Origin of the sequence: Burkholderia sp. MSMB1588 (assembly GCF_001546925.1) — a bacterium.
Lineage (GTDB): Bacteria > Pseudomonadota > Gammaproteobacteria > Burkholderiales > Burkholderiaceae > Burkholderia > Burkholderia humptydooensis.
Genome location: NZ_LNJS01000001.1, coordinates 1,988,422 through 2,005,443 on the forward strand (window position 1 = coordinate 1,988,422; position 17,022 = coordinate 2,005,443).

14 protein-coding genes are annotated in these 17,022 nt (G+C 66.5%); 5 read left to right on the plus strand and 9 right to left on the minus strand.

The window, feature by feature from the left end; translation table 11 throughout:
• Nucleotides 1-26: 26 nt before the first annotated feature.
• The 4 genes from WS92_RS20730 to WS92_RS20745 all read right to left on the minus strand — a co-directional run bounded on the left by WS92_RS20730 (nt 27) and on the right by WS92_RS20745 (nt 4,113).
• On the minus strand, nt 27-845 hold the full coding sequence (locus tag WS92_RS20730; RefSeq protein WP_006026915.1) for an ABC transporter permease subunit: 819 nt from the start codon (nt 843-845) through the stop codon (nt 27-29).
• On the minus strand, nt 842-1,771 hold the full coding sequence (locus WS92_RS20735) for an ABC transporter permease subunit (RefSeq protein ID WP_006026916.1): 930 nt from the start codon (nt 1,769-1,771) through the stop codon (nt 842-844). Before WS92_RS20735 ends, WS92_RS20730 begins: the two co-directional genes overlap by 4 nt.
• Complete coding sequence (gene potA, locus WS92_RS20740) at nt 1,768-2,928, minus strand: ABC transporter ATP-binding protein (protein WP_009912180.1); 1,161 nt, start codon at nt 2,926-2,928, stop codon at nt 1,768-1,770. Before potA ends, WS92_RS20735 begins: the two co-directional genes overlap by 4 nt.
• Before the next feature lie 90 nt (nt 2,929-3,018).
• Nucleotides 3,019-4,113 carry a polyamine ABC transporter substrate-binding protein gene (locus WS92_RS20745; RefSeq protein WP_009912179.1) on the minus strand — a complete coding sequence of 365 codons (1,095 nt, stop codon included), beginning with the start codon at nt 4,111-4,113 and terminating at the stop codon, nt 3,019-3,021.
• Nucleotides 4,114-4,511: 398 nt separating this feature from the next.
• Between WS92_RS20745 and WS92_RS20750 the strand changes: the two genes are divergently transcribed.
• Together WS92_RS20750 and WS92_RS20755 are read left to right on the plus strand one after the other, a co-directional pair.
• A complete protein-coding gene (locus tag WS92_RS20750) occupies nt 4,512-5,819 on the plus strand; it encodes an Nramp family divalent metal transporter (RefSeq protein WP_059930822.1) in 1,308 nt (435 codons plus the stop codon).
• A gap of 248 nt (nt 5,820-6,067) precedes the next feature.
• Nucleotides 6,068-6,271 carry a DUF1289 domain-containing protein gene (locus WS92_RS20755; protein WP_004191494.1) on the plus strand — a complete coding sequence of 68 codons (204 nt, stop codon included), beginning with the start codon at nt 6,068-6,070 and terminating at the stop codon, nt 6,269-6,271.
• Between the two features lie 142 nt (nt 6,272-6,413).
• Here WS92_RS20755 and WS92_RS20760 read toward each other — a convergent pair whose 3' ends face one another.
• From WS92_RS20760 to WS92_RS20770, 3 genes are all read right to left on the minus strand, one after another.
• Nucleotides 6,414-7,058 carry an OmpW/AlkL family protein gene (locus tag WS92_RS20760; protein ID WP_009912175.1) on the minus strand — a complete coding sequence of 215 codons (645 nt, stop codon included), beginning with the start codon at nt 7,056-7,058 and terminating at the stop codon, nt 6,414-6,416.
• A 72-nt stretch (nt 7,059-7,130) separates the two neighbouring features.
• Nucleotides 7,131-8,321, minus strand: a complete 1,191-nt coding sequence (locus tag WS92_RS20765) for an NAD(P)H-dependent flavin oxidoreductase (RefSeq protein ID WP_059930843.1) — start codon at nt 8,319-8,321, stop codon at nt 7,131-7,133.
• A 173-nt stretch (nt 8,322-8,494) separates the two neighbouring features.
• A complete protein-coding gene (locus WS92_RS20770) occupies nt 8,495-9,931 on the minus strand; it encodes an aldehyde dehydrogenase family protein (protein WP_059930824.1) in 1,437 nt (478 codons plus the stop codon).
• A 276-nt stretch (nt 9,932-10,207) separates the two neighbouring features.
• On the opposite strand from WS92_RS20770, the gene WS92_RS20775 reads away from it, so the two are divergent.
• Complete coding sequence (locus tag WS92_RS20775; RefSeq protein WP_015601377.1) at nt 10,208-10,843, plus strand: eIF4A-inactivating lethal factor BLF1; 636 nt, start codon at nt 10,208-10,210, stop codon at nt 10,841-10,843.
• 165 nt (nt 10,844-11,008) lie between these two features.
• Here the strand turns inward: WS92_RS20775 and WS92_RS20780 are convergent, their stop codons facing one another.
• Nucleotides 11,009-12,601: an ABC-F family ATPase gene (locus tag WS92_RS20780; RefSeq protein WP_061083897.1), complete on the minus strand. Its 1,593-nt coding sequence runs from the start codon at nt 12,599-12,601 to the stop codon at nt 11,009-11,011.
• Nucleotides 12,602-12,777: 176 nt separating this feature from the next.
• Nucleotides 12,778-15,333, minus strand: a complete 2,556-nt coding sequence (locus WS92_RS20785; RefSeq protein ID WP_059930828.1) for an AsmA family protein — start codon at nt 15,331-15,333, stop codon at nt 12,778-12,780.
• Between the two features lie 133 nt (nt 15,334-15,466).
• On the opposite strand from WS92_RS20785, the gene WS92_RS20790 reads away from it, so the two are divergent.
• A complete protein-coding gene (locus tag WS92_RS20790) occupies nt 15,467-16,162 on the plus strand; it encodes an ABC transporter ATP-binding protein (protein ID WP_059930831.1) in 696 nt (231 codons plus the stop codon).
• Nucleotides 16,159-16,977 carry an ABC transporter permease gene (gene fetB, locus WS92_RS20795; RefSeq protein ID WP_059930832.1) on the plus strand — a complete coding sequence of 273 codons (819 nt, stop codon included), beginning with the start codon at nt 16,159-16,161 and terminating at the stop codon, nt 16,975-16,977. The genes WS92_RS20790 and fetB overlap by 4 nt, the downstream gene beginning before the upstream one ends.
• Nucleotides 16,978-17,022: the final 45 nt, after the last annotated feature.

A 17,022-nucleotide genomic window follows, 5' to 3' on the forward strand; every position in this document is an offset into this window, starting at 1 on the left:
GCAAAAGCCGGAGCGTGCCGGCCGCGTCAGACGGCTTCGGCCATCCTCTTTCTTTCCTGACGCTGCATCACGTAGTTCGCCCCCACGACGCCGATCGTCACGGCGACGATGAAGAGCGTCGCGAGCGCGTTCATCTCCGGATTGAGGCCGAGGCGCACGCGCGAGAACACGACGAGCGGCAGCGTCGTCGAGCCGGGCCCGGACAGGAACGCGGACAGCACCAGATCGTCGATCGACAGCGTGAACGACAGCAGCCAGCCCGACACGAGCGCCTGCGAGATCAGCGGCAGCGTGATCGAGAAGAACACCCGGAACGGCGTCGCGCCGAGATCGAGCGCGGCCTCCTCGAGCGACGGGTTCAGCTCGCGCACGCGCGACTGCACGATGATCGCGACATACGAGATGCACAGCATCACATGGCCGAGCCAGATCGTGAACATCCCGCGGCCGGCGGGCCACCCGAACCACTTGCCGAGCTCGATGAACAGCAGCAGCAGCGAGATGCCCTGGATCACCTCGGGAATCACGAGCGGCGCGTTGATCATCCCGCTGTAGAGCGCGAAGCCGCGAAAGCGGCCCATCCGCGCGAGCACGAAGCCCGCCCACGTGCCGATGAACACCGACGCGAACGCGGTCATCACCGCGATCTTCAGCGACAGCCACGCGGCCGCGATCAGCTCGTCGTCCTCGACGAGCGCCGCATACCAGCGCGTCGAGAAGCCTGACCAGACGGTGACGAGCTTCGACTCGTTGAACGAATAGACGACGAGGCTCGCGATCGGGATATAGAGGAAAGCGAAGCCGATCGCGAGCATCAGCACCTGCAGATAGCGATTCGGCCTCATCGGCGGCGGCCCTCCTGCTCCTTCGCCTGGAAGTGCTGGAACATCGCCATCGGCACGAGGAGCAGCAGCACCATCGCGCAGGTCACGGCCGACGCCATCGGCCAGTCCGCGTTGTTGAAGAACTCGTTCCACATCACGCGGCCGATCATCAGCGTGTTCGCGCCGCCGAGCAGTTCCGGAATCACGTACTCGCCGACGGCCGGAATGAACACGAGCAGGCAGCCCGCGATGATCCCGTTCCTCGACAGCGGCAGCGTGATCTGCACGAACGCCTTCCACGGTTTCGCCCCGAGATCGTACGCGGCTTCGAGCAGGCGCAGGTCCATCTTCACGAGGTGCGCGTAGAGCGGCATCACGAGGAACGGCAGGTACGAATAGACCATGCCGATGTAGACGCCGACGTTCGTCCGGTACAGCTCGATCGGCGCGCTGATGAGCCCCGTCCACATCAGGAAGTTGTTCAGCAGCCCGTTGTTCTTCAGGATTCCGATCCACGCGTACACGCGGATCAGGAACGACGTCCAGAACGGCAGCATCACCGCCATCATCAGCAGGTTGCGCGTGCCCGGGTTCGAGCGCGCGATGTAGTACGCCATCGGATAGCCGATCAGCAGGCACAGCAGCGTCGTGACCGCCGCGACGACGACCGAGTTCACGTAGGTCGCGAAGTACAGGCTGTCGCTGAACAGGAACGCGTAGTGCTGCAGGTTCAGCTTGATGCCGAGCACGCCGTCGGCGAACGACGTGAGCTCCGTGTACGGCGGAATGCCGAGCTGCAGCTCGGCGAAGCTGATCTTGACGACGAGGATGAACGGCACGAGAAAGAACAGCACGAGCCAGAAGAACGGGCCCGCGATCACGGCCGTGCGGCCCGTCAGGCCGAACTTCCTGACCGGCCACGCAAAGAACGACGAAAGCGCGTTCATGACGTGAGCACCACGCCGGCGGCGGCGCTCCAGCGCACGTAGATTTCATCGCCCCAGCCGGGCGAATCGAGATCGGCGATCGCGAGGCTCGACACGTTCGCGATCACCGTCTTCCCGGAATCGAGCTTGACGTGATACAGCGAATAGCCGCCCATGTACGCAACGTTCGTGACGACGCCGCGCCCCCAGTTGTACGCGCCGTCGGCGGGCTTGCGCGTGAGCGCGATGCGCTCCGGGCGCACCGACACCGCGACCGGCATCCCGAGCGGGCCCGTGATCCCGTGGTTCACGTACAGCCGGCACGACAGATCCGGCGATTCGATGAACACGTGATCCGGCTCGTCCTCGACGGTCACGCCCTCGAACAGGTTCGTCGAGCCGATGAACTCCGCGGAGAAGCGGCAGTTCGGATATTCGTAGACTTCATGCGGCGTGCCGATCTGCACGATCTGGCCTTCGCTCATCACGGCGAGCCGGCCCGCCATCGTCATCGCCTCCTCCTGGTCGTGCGTGACCATGATGCAGGTGACGCCGACCTTCTCGAGGATGTTGACGAGCTCGATCTGCGTGCGCTGGCGGATCTGCTTGTCGAGCGCCGACATCGGCTCGTCGAGCAACAGCAGCTTCGGCCGCTTGACGAGCGAGCGCGCGAGCGCGACCCGCTGCTGCTGGCCGCCCGACAACTGATGCGGCTTGCGGCCCGCATAGCGGGCCATCTGCACGAGCTCGAGCGCGTCGCGCACGCGCTCCTTCAGCTCGGCCTTCGGCACGCCTTCCTGCTTGAGGCCGAATGCGACGTTCGCCTCGACCGTCATGTGCGGGAACAGCGCATACGACTGGAACATCATGTTCACGGGCCGCTTGTACGGCGGCATCTGCGCGAGGTCCTCGCCGTCGATCAGGATCTTGCCGGAGGTGATCGTCTCGAGGCCGGCGAGCATGCGCAGCAGCGTGGACTTCCCGCAGCCGGAGCTGCCGAGGAGCGCGAACAGCTCTCCCTTGCGCACGGTCAGGTCGACGTTGCGCACCGCGACGGTCTCGCCGAACTTCTTGACGACGTCGATGATCTGGACAAAGTTTTCGGCGCGCTCGTCGGCGCCCGCCTGAGGCCGATAGGACGGCGCGCCCGCCACTGCCACGCCCGACTGACTATTCATGATGTGCTGCCGTGCTCCTACGTTTGACGAACAAAGCCCCCGGGGGCACCAGGGGCTTCTCAGGTTTGCTGCGATGCTGCGCGCTTCGCGTCAGCGTCCCGATTTCAGCTCGGTCCAGAGACGCGTCTGCAGGCGCTGGATCTCGGGCGGCAGCGGCTTGAGCAGGAACAGCGTCTTCACGACGTCCGGATGCGGGTACACGGCCGGGTCGTTCGCGACGTCCGGGCGCACGTACTTGCGCGCTTGCGCGTTCGCACTCGGGTAGTAGACGGCGTTCGTGATCGCCGCGTGAACCTTCGGATCCTCGATGTAGTTGATCCACTGCAGCGCGGCGTCCTTGTTCTTCGCGTCCTTCGGGATCGCCATCACGTCGAACCACACGGGCGCGCCGCCCTTCGGCACATAGTACTCGACCCTGTACGGCTTCTTCGCCTCGAGCGCGCGGTGCTTCGCGATCACGACGTCGCCCGACCAGCCGAACGCGAAGCAGATGTCGCCGCCGACCATGTCGTTGATGTAGCCCGACGAATTGAACTGCGTGATGTACGGGCGGATCTTCTTGAGCACCTGCATCGCGGCCTGGTAGTCGGCCGGGTTCGTACTCATCGGGTCCTTGCCGATGTAGTGGAGCGTCGCCGCGAACATCTGGTCGGGCGCGTCGAGCACCGACACGCCGCACGCCTTCAGCTTCGAGATGTTCTCCGGCTTGAACAGGATGTCCCAGTTGTCGAGCGGCACCTTGCCGAGGATCTTCTGCGCCTTGTCGACGTTGTAGCCGAGGCCCGTCGTGCCGTATGCCCAGGGCACCACGTACTTGTTGCCCGGATCGGCGCCCGCGACGAGCGCCATCAGTTGCGCGTCGAGATATTTGAGGTTCGGAAGCTTCGATTTGTCGAGCGGCGCGAAGATGCCGGCCTGGATCTGCTTGCCCGCGTAGTTGCTCGTCGGCACGACGATGTCGTAGCCCGAGTTGCCGGTCAGCAGCTTCGCCTGCAGCGTGTCGTCGCTGTCGTAGTTGTCGTAGCGGACCTTGACGCCCGTCTGCTTCTCGAAGTTCGGGATCGTGTCCTTCGCAATGTAGTCCGACCAGTTATAGACGTTGAGCTGCGTATCCTTTGCCGCCGCCACCGTTGCGCCCGCGCAGAGCGCAAGTGCCGTCAACCGGCCCGCCACCTTTGCCTTCATCCCGTTCTCCCTGATCGAACCGATTCGATCGTCGTCAGCCTCGCCACTGCGGCGGCGCTTGTTTCCCGTTTCGCGCCGCCCCCTTGAAAACCCCGAAAGCTACCACTAATCCGGCCCCACCACAAAAATTTCCCGCCGTTGTCGTACAAACGGAACACATTTGCGCTTTTCAATTGCACAGCGCGGGGCCACCGCCACGCAGCGGGTGGGCGCAATTTTATCGGGTTATCGGCGCGTGTCCATCCGGGAAAAAGGCCCGCCCGGGCCGAACGGATCACCTACCCTAAATTCAGGCGGTGCCCGTTCGTCATTCCGGATAGGAGGACGCGCACCGGCCCGTCCGAACGCCGCGCCCGCCGCCCGGCCGTGCGCAGCGAACCGTTCGCCGAACCGCCATCATGAACAGTCGCCCGCTTGCCGCCCGCTGCACGCCGCCGCGCCGCCCGTCCGCCTCCGGCGGGCCGGGCGGCGGCCGCCGCTGGGTCGCGTTCGTCGGCGCGGGCGTGCTCGTCGCCGTCGGCTACATGGACCCCGGCAACTGGGCGACCGCGCTCGCGGGCGGCGCAGGCTACGGCTACGCGCTCCTCGGCATCGTGATCGCCGCGAGCCTGATGGCGATGCTGCTGCAATGGCTCGCCGCGCGGATCGGCGTCGTGTCCGGGCGCGACCTCGCGCAACTGTGCCGCGAGCGCTTCGACCCGCGCGTCACCGTGCTGCTGTGGATCGCCGCCGAGATCGCGATCATCGCGTGCGACGTCGCGGAGGTCGTCGGCGCGGCGGTCGCGCTGCAGATGCTCTTCGGCGTATCGCTGACGGCGGGCGTGCTCGTGTCGGCGGTCGGCACGCTCGCGATGCTCGCGCTCGAGCGGCGCGGCCGGCGCACGCTCGAAGCGGCGATCGCGTCACTCATCTTCTTCGTCGGCTTGTGCTTCGTGATCGAAGTCGCGCTCGCCCGGCCCGACTGGCACGCGGCGCTCGCGGGCGCCGCGCCGCCGCCGCGGCTGCTGCGCGAGCCCGGCATGCTGTGGCTCTCGGCCGGCATCCTCGGCGCGACCGTGATGCCGCACAACCTTTACCTGCACTCGATGCTCGTCAAGCACCATGCGAGCGAGCGCGACGAGCAGTCGATCCGGCGCGCGCTGTTCGGCGTCAATCTCGATACGTTCGTGTCGCTCGGGTTCGCATTCGTGATCAACGCGGCGCTTCTCATCGTCGCGGCGGCGGTGTTCCATGCGAGCGGCCACGACGACGTCACCGATCTCGCCGACGCGCACCGGCTCATCGCGCCGCTCGTCGGCAACCGCTGGGCAGGGCTGCTGTTCGCGGCCGCGCTGCTCGCGTGCGGGCTGTCGGCGACGGTGACGGGCACGCTCGCCGGCCAGGCGATCATGGAAGGCTTCCTGAAGCTCACGCTGCCGCGCTGGCAGCGCGCGCTCCTCACCCGCGCGCTCGCGATCGGCCCCGCGCTCGCCGCGGTCGGCCTGTTCGGGCAGCACGGATCGAATCAACTGCTTGTCGCGAGCCAGGTCGTGCTGAGCCTGCAATTGCCGCTCGCGATGGTTCCGCTCGTCGTATTCGCGTCGAGCCGCGCGCTGATGGGAAACTGGCGAGTCCGCGGCTTGCCGCTCGCGGCCGCGTGGGTGTGCGCCGCCGTGATCCTGCTGCTGAACGGGGCGCTCGTCTGGCAGGTCGTTGCGGCGGAGTGAGCGGAAGAAATTGGCGCACGGCTCGCGCGCCGGCAGCAGCGACGGCGGCGGCAATTCACCCAGCCATTCACCCGGCCATTCACCCGTTCGATTGAAAAACCGCAGCGACGCTCGCACGCATCATGCGCCTCGGCGCGCCACGCCTCCTCCTTCCGGGCCGCCCCGATCGACCGCGCCAGGCGTTTCGCGCGCATGCTTTAACATAACGGCTTGCCGCTCGCGCGGCGATCACCGAATTCCATGCTCCGATGACCTCGAATCTTCACGACAAACCCGACAGCCCCTGCATCGGCGTCTGCTCGACGCTCTTCGACGAAGTCTGCAAAGGCTGCGGTCGCACGGCGCTCGAAGTCGCGAACTGGGTGTTCATGACGGACGCCGAGAAGCAGGCGGTATGGGAGCGCATCACGCGCGAAGGCACCGCGATGCGCTTCCAGTACGACAAGCTGTAGTGCTGTCCACTCGCAACGCGCGGCGGTTGCAGAGTATGCGCATGCGCATTCGATCAGCATGCCGAAACGATCGGAGCAAAAAAAAGGACGGCACGCATGAAGCCGTGCCGCCAACCCCAACACTTTTCGATTCCGCCGATTCCTAGAACTTCATCCCGACACCGACGCCCACGATGAGCGGATCGATGTTCAGCCGGCCGAGCGGCTGGCCGCCGAGCGTCGCATCGGTGTGCATCCAGATCTTCTTCACGTCGACGTTGACGAACACTTTCTTCGTCACCTGCACGTCGACGCCGAACTGCAGCGCGGGACCGAAGCTGTGGTTGTTGATCCCGATCCCCTCGCCGCCCGCGTGCAGTCCGTTGTTGTAGAACAACGTGTAGTTGATGCCCGCGCCGACATACGGACGCACCTTGCCGGCGTGATTGAAGTGGTACTGCAGCAGCAGCGTCGGCGGCAGCACGCCGACGCCGCCGAGATCGCCGAGCGACGACGTGATCTGATGCCGCGATGTGCCGAGGATCAGCTCGACGCCGAGGTAATCGCGAATCATGTACGTGAAGTCGAGCTCGGGGACGATCGCGTTGTTCACGCCGACGTTCAGCGCCGACAGCGTATTGCTCGTGCGCTCGTCCGGCATGATGCTGATCCCGCGAACGCGCGCGATGATGTCGCCTTGATTGATGCCCTCCCCGGGCGAAGCCGCATGCGATAGCGACGGAATCATCGCAAGACCGGCTGCGCAGGCGATAGCGGTGGTGCAAGTACGGATTGTTTGACAACGCATCATAAGGACCCCCTAAGAACAGGCTTCATTCTCCGGGGATGGTTCCCTACTTATATTGACCGACATCAAGCATCACGACAGCGAGAAAGTGGGACGGTTTGCCGCAGCCTCGGGCGCGGCGCCCGTGAGCAGCAGGTCGAGCAGATCGCGCACGCTGCGAATCGCCTGCCCGAACGGCAACGACTCGCGGCCGCGGAAGAACAGCCCGTTCGCGACGTCGCCGCGCAGCGCGGCGGCAAGACGCGTATCGATGCAGAAGTGACCGAAGCGCTCGATGCCGTCGCGCAAACCGCACACCGTCAGGCATTCGAGCGCGGACGGGCAGCGCTGCTTGAGCGCGCCGATCTTCGCGCGGATGCGCGCCTCGTGCCGCAGATAGCGCTCGAGCCACGGCGTCTTCACCGCACGCGCGGGCAGCCCCGTGACACTGACGAATTCGACGATGTCGTCCGGCTGCGCGTTCGCGAGCACGCGCTTGAAATTCGGATGCGCATCGCCCTCCTCCGTGACAGCGAACGGCGTGCCCACCTGCACGCCGTCCGCGCCTTCGGCGAGCGCCGCGCGCACCGTCTCGTGGCTGTTGATGCCGCCCGCGACGACGAGCGGAATGCGTTCGCGCTCGAGGCCGAGCGACACGAACGTCTGCCGGGTTTCGTCGATGACGCGCGCGAATTCGAAGCGCGGATCGTCCATGTCGTCGAGGCTCGTCACGCCGAGATGGCCGCCCGCATGCGCCGGATGCTCGATCACGATCGCATCGGGCACGCGCCCTTTCTTCATCCACTTCTTCAGCACGAGCGCGATGCCGCGGCTGTCCGACAGGATCGGGATCAGCGCGATATCGTGCCCCTGCGTCATGTCCGGCAGATCGAGCGGCAACCCTGCGCCCATCACGATCGCGTCCGCGCCGAATTCGCACGCGATGCGCACGTAGTCCGTGTGCGAGCGCACCGCCTTCATCACGTTGACCGCGATCATGCCGCGGCCCTCGCTCCACGTCTTCGCGCGCTGGATCTCGCGCGCGAGCGCCTCGAGATTCGCAGCCTCCATCGTCTCGCGATCGGGGTGCAGCCTGCAGCGCTCGATCAGGTCGGTATGGTGATGGCGCAAGTCGATGCTCGCGATCGTGCCGAGCGCGCCTTCGCGCGCGACGCTTCCGGCGAGCCGATGCGCGGAGATACCGACGCCCATCCCGCCCTGCACGACGGGCAACAGCGAGCGGCCACGGATCCTGAGCGGCGGAAAGGGAATGGGACCGATCATCGCAACCTCTCGATACAGCAGAAAAAATTCGATGATCGGCGATTGCCGGCGAAACGCTTTGACCGTCGTCAAGAAAAACGGCACGCGTGCGCATGGACGCGTGCCGTGTCGTCACAAAAAGAGGCGCGCTCGATGTGTGCTTATGCGTCCTTCGCGCGCGCTTCACGCGCTCGTTACGCGCCCTTCTTCGGCCGCAGTTGCATCGATTTGTATTCGAGATATTCGTCGAGCCCATACGTGCCGTTCTCGCGGCCGATCCCCGACTGCTTGAAACCGCCGAACGGCGCGGCCATGTTCCAGGCGCCGCCGTTGATGTCGACCTGCCCCGTGCGAATGCGGCGCGCGACGCGCATCGCGCGCTCGTCGCTGCCCGACCACACCGCGCCGCCGAGGCCGTACGGCGAATCGTTCGCGATCCGCACTGCATCGTCTTCGTCGCGATACGTGATGATCGACAGCACCGGGCCGAAGATTTCCTCCTGCGCGATCGTCGCGCCGGGCTCCACGCGCCCGAACACGGTCGGCTTCACGAAGAAGCCGCGCGCAATGCCTTCCGGCATGCCGAGGCCGCCCGTGACGAGCTCCGCGCCTTCGTCGATGCCGCGCCGGATATAATCCTGCACGCGCTTTTGCTGGACTGACGACGCCAGCGCGCCGAGCCGCGTCGCATCGTCGCGCGGATCGCCCGCGACATAGGTTTGCGCCGCGGCCTTCGCGAGGTCGCGCGCTTCTTCGTAGCGCGATTCCGGCACGAGCATCCGCGTGTGCGCGGAGCACGTCTGGCCTGCATTCAGATAGCACGCGGACACCGTGCCCTTCACCGCGGCCGCGAAGTCGGCGTCGTCGAGAATCACCGACGCCGACTTGCCGCCCAGCTCGAGCGCGACGCGCTTCACGCCGGCCGCGGCGAGCTCGGCGACGCGCTTGCCCGCGCGCGTCGAGCCGGTGAACGACACCATGTCGACATCGGGGTCGCTCGCGAGCGCCTCGCCGACGACGGGCCCGTAGCCGCACACGAGATTGAACACGCCGGCGGGCAGCCCCGCGTCGTGAATCGCTTCGGCGAGGATGAACGCATTGAGCGGCGCGACTTCGGACGGCTTCAGCGCGACCGTGCAGCCGGCCGCGAGCGCGGCGGCGACCTTCAGCGTGATCTGGTTGAGCGGGTAGTTCCACGGCGTGATCGCCGCGACGACGCCGACGGGCTCGCGCACGACGAGCGAATTGCCGACCTGTTCCTCGAACGCGAAGGTCTCGGCGAGCTTCGCATACGCACCCCAGTTGTAGATCGGGCCTCCGACCTGGATCGCGCGCGACAGCTTGATCGGCATGCCGACTTCGCCCGTGATCGATTGCGCGAGTTCCTCGCTGCGCGCCTTCAGGTTGTCGGTGATCCTGTGCAGATAGCGGGCGCGCTCGGCGGGCGGCGTCGCGGCCCAGTCGTCGAACGCCGCGCGCGCGGCGGCGACGGCCGCTTTCGCGTCTTCGGCGGCGCCTTCGGGAATGCGGCCGATCACGGCCTCGGTGCCGGAGTCGATCACGTCGATCGTGCCCTTGCCCGCGCTCGGGCGCCACGTGCCGCCGATGTAGAACTGTTCGCAGGTTTTCATCGCAGCCCTCTTGATCCCGGTGGAAATACGGTCATTCTACCCAGTCGAGCACATCGACCACTCGGCATCCCCCCATCGTTTCGGAGAAGGTCCAATGTGCCGGACAAACTACACTCGAAGAATTGCGTTTCGGCAGGAGACGTTTCTCGCTCCGCAACGGTTCGCAGACTCATGTCATCAAACCGATCGACGCCGCTACCGGCTTTCGGCGGCGTGCGCTGACCCGACTTCCCGCCCGCTCTGCAAATCGCCGTTTCATCGAAAGGACGTACGACCATGCCAAACTCACTCGAAACCCAGATTCGCCAGGCAATGAAAACAGGCGGCACCCTCACTATCGAATTCGATCAGGCTCTCAATCAGAAATCGCCGGGCACCTTGAATGTATTTCTTCACTCGACGAAAGGCGGCGTAAGGATAGATCTCGATTCGGGCAATCAAGGCGAACCGGCGAAAATACTGTGGCTACCGTGGAAGCAAGGCGAACTGCAAACACTGCAACCCGGATCGATCTCGACCACGGGCATGCTGTTCTTCACCTACTACCTGACTGGTTGCAAAGTATTCGCCGCCAGCGGCGGCCCCGTCTGGCACATCGATGCGCCAGTCGAGGTCGAGCAGTTCTGGCCCAGAATGTCGAGCGACGAATGGATGGAGGATTGGGAGATCGGCACCGATCAAGCGATTGCCTATCTTCATCGCGCGGGCCAACGCGACAACCTGTGGAATCTATCCAAGTATCTTGAAGGCCCCGCCCCGAGCACATACGGACGCGACAATCTGGGAGAGGCGGTGGTGGGTGGAATCGTCAGCGGCCCCCGGCAAATGGACCTGTACCAGTACGCCACGACATCTTCGGGCTCATCTCCCTGGAGCCGATTGGCGTACACCAATCAGCGACGCAAGCAATAGGCGGGAGCGGAGGCGGGGGGCGTTCGTCTTCGTCCGGACCGACGACGGGGCCAATCGCCGACCGAGGACGGGCCTCTTGTCGGCCCCTTCCCGCCCTGCGTCGCACGAAGCCGGATCGGATGATCAGGCGACCCGGTTTCGATCGGGCCGCCGTCACGATTTCGTTTACTGCAAACCCTTGCTCGCGAGGAAATCCTCGTAATTCCCGCCGAAGTCAGTCAGCTTGCCGTCCGTCGTCACTTCGATGATCCGGTTCGCGAGGCCGCTCACGAACTCGCGGTCGTGCGACACGAAGATCAGCGTGCCCTCGAACTTCTCGAGCGCGATCTGCAGCGACTCGATCGACTCCATGTCCATGTGGTTGGTCGGCTCGTCCATCAGGAGCACGTTGTGGCGGCCGAGCATCAGCTTGCCCCAGATCATCCGGCCCTTCTCGCCGCCCGACAGCACCTTCACCGATTTCCTGATGTCGTCCGCCGAGAACAGCAGGCGGCCGAGCGTGCCGCGCACCATCGTTTCGTCGTCGCCCTCCCTGCGGTACTGGTCGATCCAGTCCATCAGCGTGACGTCGTTCGGGAACGCTTCGTAGGTGTCCTGCGGCATGTAGCCGACGTTCGCGTTCTCGGCCCACTTCACGGTGCCGTGCTCGAGCGCCAGGTTGCCGAGCAGCGAACGCAGCAGCGTCGTCTTGCCCGCGCCGTTCTCGCCGATGATCGCGATGCGCTCGCCCGGCTGCACCGACAGGTTGAAGTTCTCGAAGATCGTGCGCTCGTACTTCTTCGTGATCTCTTGCGCGACGACCGCGACGTTGTGCAGCTTCTTCTCGTACTCGAAGCGGATGAACGGGTGCTGGCGCGACGACGGCTTGAATTCCTCGATCTTGATCTTGTCGATCTGCTTCGCGCGGCTCGTCGCCTGGCGGGCCTTCGACTTGTTCGCCGAGAAGCGGCGCACGAAGTCCTGCAGCTCGGCGACGCGCTCCTTCGCGCGCGCGTTCGCGGCGGCCTGGCGCTCGCGCGCCTGCGCGGACGCGAGCATGTAGTCGTCGTAATTGCCCGGCCAGACCTTCAGCGTGCCGTAGTCCATGTCGGCCATGTGCGTGCACACCGAGTTCAGGAAGTGACGATCATGCGAGATGATGATCATCGTCGAATCGTAGTTGTTGAGCGTGTCCTCGAGCCAGCGGATCGAGTTGATGTCGAGGTTGTTGGTCGGCTCGTCGAGCAGCAGCACGTCCGGGTTCGAGAACAGCGCCTGCGCGAGCAGCACGCGCAGCTTCCAGCCCGGCGCGACGTCGCGCATCGGGCCATTGTGGAATTTCTCCTCGATGCCGATGCCGAGCAACAGCGCGCCCGCGCGCGCCTCGGCGTCGTAGCCGCCGTATTCGGCGAACTTCGCCTCGAGCTCGGCTGCGTGCATGTAGTCGTCGTCGGTCGCCTCCGGGTTCGCGTAGATCGCGTCGCGCTCGGTCATCGCGGCCCACATCTCGGTGTGGCCCATCATCACGACGTCGAGCACGCGCACGTCCTCGTATGCGAACTGATCCTGGCGCAGCTTGCCGAGACGAACGTTCGGCTCGAGCGCGACGTTGCCCGACGATGGCTCGAGATCGCCACCCAGGATCTTCATGAAGGTCGACTTGCCGCAGCCGTTCGCTCCGATGAGGCCGTAGCGGTTGCCCTCCCCGAACTTGACCGAGATGTTCTCGAACAGGGGCTTGGGCCCGAATTGCATCGTGATGTTGGCGGTAGAAAGCACGGCAGATCCCGTTAAGAGATAGATCGACGGAAAACCGGGCATTTTAGCAGGAGTCGATGAATCGCTGCGCCGCATGCCCTTCGGGCCCCGAAAACGGGCGCGCCATTCGCCTGTCTTTTCCTACAGCGGCCGGCATAAATTGCCCGGCGCGCCGATCCGTCAAGCCCGCGCCCCCGTCACTTGCGCGCATTCGCCGCCTGCTGCGGCGCCTTCAATTGCGCGAACAGTTCCGGGCACGGCACGTCCTTGTTGTTGCTCGGCGCGATCAGCGGGATCAGCGCCGCGAGCGGATTCACGAGCCCGAGGCCGACCATCGCGCCCGCGCGCAACGCGAGCGCGCCCGCATCGACGCCGACGTCCGGATTCTTGAACGTCCCCTTCACGTAGAGCGGCGAGCGCAGCGAGAACACGCGGAATCCCTTCGTATGCGGATGGACCTTCAGGTTCATCGACTCGTTGCGCAAGTCGATCGGGCCGTCGATGTTGATCAGCGCGTCGTCGGTATCGAACGCGAACAGCTTCGTGTCGAGCAAGCCGTTGGTCGCCACGAAATCGACGGCCGCGCAATTGATCTTCACGTCGTGGCCGCCGAACATCTTCTCGTAAAGGACGTTGGCGACGTTCAGGCCCGCCGCCTCCATCAGCAAGCGGCTGATCGCGCCGTCGGTCATCAGCATCTTCACTTCGCCGCTCGACGTCGCCGCGAGCGCGGCGGGCGAGTTGCCGGTCGCCGACAGCGCCGCATCGCCGTTGATCTCGCCGAACGCGGACTGCATGACCTTCTGCGTCGGGAACAGTTGCCTGAGCTTCAGATGCCGCGCGGCCACCGCGAAGCGCCCCTTGAGCGGCGCGGTGCCGCCGTCGAGATGCGCGGTCGTCGCGAGCGAGCCGCCCGCGACGCCGAACTTCAGCGGCTCGAGCGACAGCACGCCGTCCGTCATCACGATGTGCGTGTACAGATCGGTGATCGGCAGCGCGGCGCTCTTGATCAGCTTGCGGCCCGTGAACTTGACGTCGGCGTCGAGCGCGCGCCAGCGGTCAGTGCGGAACGTCTCGACAGGCAGCACGCGGCCGGGCGGCTGCTTCGTCGTGTCCCCGCGCTGCGCCTTGCTCGCGGCCGTGTCGGCGCCGACGATCGGCGCGAGATCGGAGAATTGCAGCAGATTCGACACGAGCTCGCCGGACAGCAGCGGTCGGGGCGCGCGCTGCTGGTACGTCAACGTGCCGCGCAGATCGCTGCCACCGACGCGGCCGTTGAAGTTCTCGTAGCGGAACGTGCTCGCGCCTCGCTTGAAATGGCCGATGAGCCGGCCTTCGGTCGCGTAGGGCGGCGTGTCAGGCAGCGTCACGCCCGTGAGCGGATACAGATGCGACATGCTCGTGCCCTGCAGCCACAGCCGCAGATCGATCGCGGCGAGATGGACCGGATCGGTGAGCGTGCCGACGATCGCGAGGCGCGTGTCGCCCGCCTTCACGTCGGCCTGCAGCGGGAACGGCCGCGATGCATCGCGAAGCGACAGCACGCCGCCCATCTTGCCCGTGCCGGCGATCGGCACGCCCTTGTAGCGGCCCTTGACGGTCAGGCCGAACGCGTAGGTCGGACCGGCCGGCCGCTTCGCCGCGGCAGCGGCGGAGGCCGCGCTTGCGCCGCTTGTGTCGTTTGTGCCGCTTGCGCTGCTTGTGCCGGGCCCGGCCGCGGTCGTCGATACAGCGGCGGCGGAGGCCGCTGCGGAAACGGCCGCTCCGCCTGCATTCGACGCGGGCACCTTGCCGGCGGCAATCGCCGCGGCGCTGCCGCCTGACGACGACGCAGCCGTCTTCGGCGAGCCGCCCGCATTCGCCGAAACCCGATTGCCCGCCGCCTGCGCCGACGCCGCCTGGCTGCCCCCGGAAGCCTTGCCGGCCGGCGCCGCGCCATTCGCGCCATTCGCGCCCGGTGCGCCCGGTGCGCCCGGTGCGCCCGGTGCGCCGCTCGCCGCCGAAGCGCCGCCCGTTCCGGGCGCTTCGGCCGCCGACGCTGCCGACGCTGCCGACGCCTCGGACACAATCTGGGCCTTCGCCTTCGCGGTCAGTTGCGCCGCCCCCTTCTTGCCGACCCGCTGCGCCGACGCCGCTCGCGACGTTTCCTCCTGCTGCCGGAGCACGTCGCCGAGCGGGATCGGCTGGCCGAGCGTGTCGACCGCGACGCTCAGATCAGCTTTCGTGATCGCATCGCGATACGCGACCGTGCCCTTCGCGAAGCCGAAGTCGCGCAATTGCACCTTCCACGGCGACGGGCCGGAAGACTGCTTGAATTCGAAGGTCCAGTTGTTGCGGCCGTCGGCGAGGCGCTCGATGTCGAGCGCCGGATTGACGAGCTCGATCGTCGGGATCACGACCTCATGGGCGAGCAGCGGCAGCAGCGCGAGCTCGAAGCGCGCTTCGTCGAGCGTCGCGAAGTCGGGCGCCTTCGCCCAGGGCGGGTTGCCGATCACGACCTGGCGCGCCGAGAACATCGGCCACGGCACCCAGGCGCGCCAGCCGGTCTCGCCGTCGGGCCGCCGCCAGCCGACCTTGATGTCGCCGCGGATCTCGAATGGCCGGCCGATCGACGCGCTTGCCTGCTCGTTGATCCACGGTTTCGCGCGGCTCCAGTCGAACGTGAAGATGAACACGCCGACCGCCGCGGTCAAGACCGCGAAGATGCCGACGATCCACGCCGCCGTTTTGCCGAGGGTACGGGTGAGCGTCATGCCAGATTCCGTCGTTGTTCTTCCTGAACCGGCAGCGCCGCGCAGCGTGCGCGACGCTGCCACTGACAGTTATTATGGCGCACGATGCGGCGCCACCCGCCCCCATTTACCGTTTTTTGCGTTTTTTGCATTTATGACAGCCGATGCCCTGATCGAAGCCCGACAGATCACGCGACGCGACGCGGCGAGCGGCAAAACGCTCCTGGCCCCGACCGATTTCTCGCTCGCGGCGGGAGAGCGGATCGCGCTCACCGGCCCGTCGGGCTCCGGCAAGAGCGTGTTCCTGAGGGTTCTCGCGCGCCTCGATCCGATCGACGGCGGTCAATTGCTCTGGCACGGCAAGCGCGTGCCGCGCGCGGCCATCCCACGCTACCGGCGCAGCGTCGCGTACGTTCGGCAGCGCCCCGCGACGGCCGACGGCACGGTCGAGGACCTGCTGCGCTACCCCTATTCGCTCGCGGTCTATCGCGATGCGCACTTCGACCGCGCGCGCGTCGCGCGCCTCGCCGCGCAGGCGGGCCGCGGCGACGATTTCCTGCGCAAGGCCGCGAGCGAGCTGTCGGGCGGCGAGGCGCAGATCGCCGCGCTGCTGCGCGTGCTGCAGCTCGCCCCCGACGTGCTGCTGCTCGACGAGCCGACGTCCGCCCTCGATCCCGATTCGACCCGCGCGATCGAGGCGCTCGTGGCCGCCTGGTTCGCCGCGGCGCCCGCCGCGCGCTCGTATCTGTGGATTTCGCACGACCCGGCGCAGGCGGCGCGCGTCGGCCGCCGGCGCCTGACGATGCGCGCCGGCGTGCTCGGCGATGCCGCGACGGAGGGCATGCGATGAACACGCCGCTGCAAGACCTGAGCCTCGTCGACGTCGGGATCGCGGCGGCGCTCGTCGCGATCAACGGCGCGATTTCGGTCGCCCTGTCGCTCGGCCTCGGCCGCAAGCTCGCGTGGGCCGCCGCGCGCACCGTCGTGCAGTTGCTCGCGATCGGCTACGTGCTTGGCTGGGTGTTCGGCCATCCGCGCTGGTACGTCGTGCTGCCGCTCGTCGCGCTGATGACGCTGATCGCCGGCTTCGCGGGCGCCGCGCGCGGCAAGCGGACCTACGCGGGGCAGCGCGCCGACAGCATCCTGTCGATCTGGGCGAGTAGCTGGTTCGTCGCGGCAATCGGGCTGTTCGTCGTGATCCGCATCCATCCGTGGTACGAGCCGCAATATGCGATCCCGATCCTCGGGATGATTCTCGGCAACACGCTGACGGGCGTGTCGCTCGGCATCGAGCGGATGATGGAGGAGCTGACCGCGCGGCGCGATCGCGTCGAGACGGCGCTCGCGCTCGGCGCGACGCGCTGGGAAGCGGCGCAGGACGCGGCGCGGCAGGCGGTGCGCGCCGGCATGCTGCCGACGCTCAACCAGATGGCCGTCGTCGGCGTCGTGAGCCTGCCCGGGATGATGACGGGCCAAGTGCTCGCCGGGCAGTCGCCGCTGCAGGCCGTCCGCTATCAGATCGTCATCATGTTCCTGATCGCGGCGGCGTCCGCGCTCGGCACCGTCGGCGCGGTGCTGTCGACTTATCGGCGGCTCTTCTCCGCCGAGCACCGGTTTCTGGCATCGCGGCTCGTCGAGCGGGAAAAGACCGCGAATCGCGGGTGAGACGCGCACGCCCGTGGAGTGGACCCGCTCGTCGGACGCTTGATG

Coding starts and splice junctions, on each gene's coding strand:
- fetB (WP_059930832.1), top strand. CDS start 16,159: ATGAACACGCCGCTGCAAGACCTGAGCCTCGTCGACGTCGGGATCGCG.
- WS92_RS20755 (WP_004191494.1), top strand. CDS start 6,068: ATGACCTCGAATCTTCACGACAAACCCGACAGCCCCTGCATCGGCGTC.
- WS92_RS20735 (WP_006026916.1), bottom strand. CDS start 1,771: ATGAACGCGCTTTCGTCGTTCTTTGCGTGGCCGGTCAGGAAGTTCGGC.
- WS92_RS20730 (WP_006026915.1), bottom strand. CDS start 845: ATGAGGCCGAATCGCTATCTGCAGGTGCTGATGCTCGCGATCGGCTTC.
- WS92_RS20765 (WP_059930843.1), bottom strand. CDS start 8,321: ATGATCGGTCCCATTCCCTTTCCGCCGCTCAGGATCCGTGGCCGCTCG.
- WS92_RS20750 (WP_059930822.1), top strand. CDS start 4,512: ATGAACAGTCGCCCGCTTGCCGCCCGCTGCACGCCGCCGCGCCGCCCG.
- WS92_RS20790 (WP_059930831.1), top strand. CDS start 15,467: ATGACAGCCGATGCCCTGATCGAAGCCCGACAGATCACGCGACGCGAC.
- WS92_RS20775 (WP_015601377.1), top strand. CDS start 10,208: ATGCCAAACTCACTCGAAACCCAGATTCGCCAGGCAATGAAAACAGGC.
- WS92_RS20770 (WP_059930824.1), bottom strand. CDS start 9,931: ATGAAAACCTGCGAACAGTTCTACATCGGCGGCACGTGGCGCCCGAGC.
- potA (WP_009912180.1), bottom strand. CDS start 2,928: ATGAATAGTCAGTCGGGCGTGGCAGTGGCGGGCGCGCCGTCCTATCGG.
- WS92_RS20785 (WP_059930828.1), bottom strand. CDS start 15,333: ATGACGCTCACCCGTACCCTCGGCAAAACGGCGGCGTGGATCGTCGGC.
- WS92_RS20760 (WP_009912175.1), bottom strand. CDS start 7,058: ATGCGTTGTCAAACAATCCGTACTTGCACCACCGCTATCGCCTGCGCA.
- WS92_RS20745 (WP_009912179.1), bottom strand. CDS start 4,113: ATGAAGGCAAAGGTGGCGGGCCGGTTGACGGCACTTGCGCTCTGCGCG.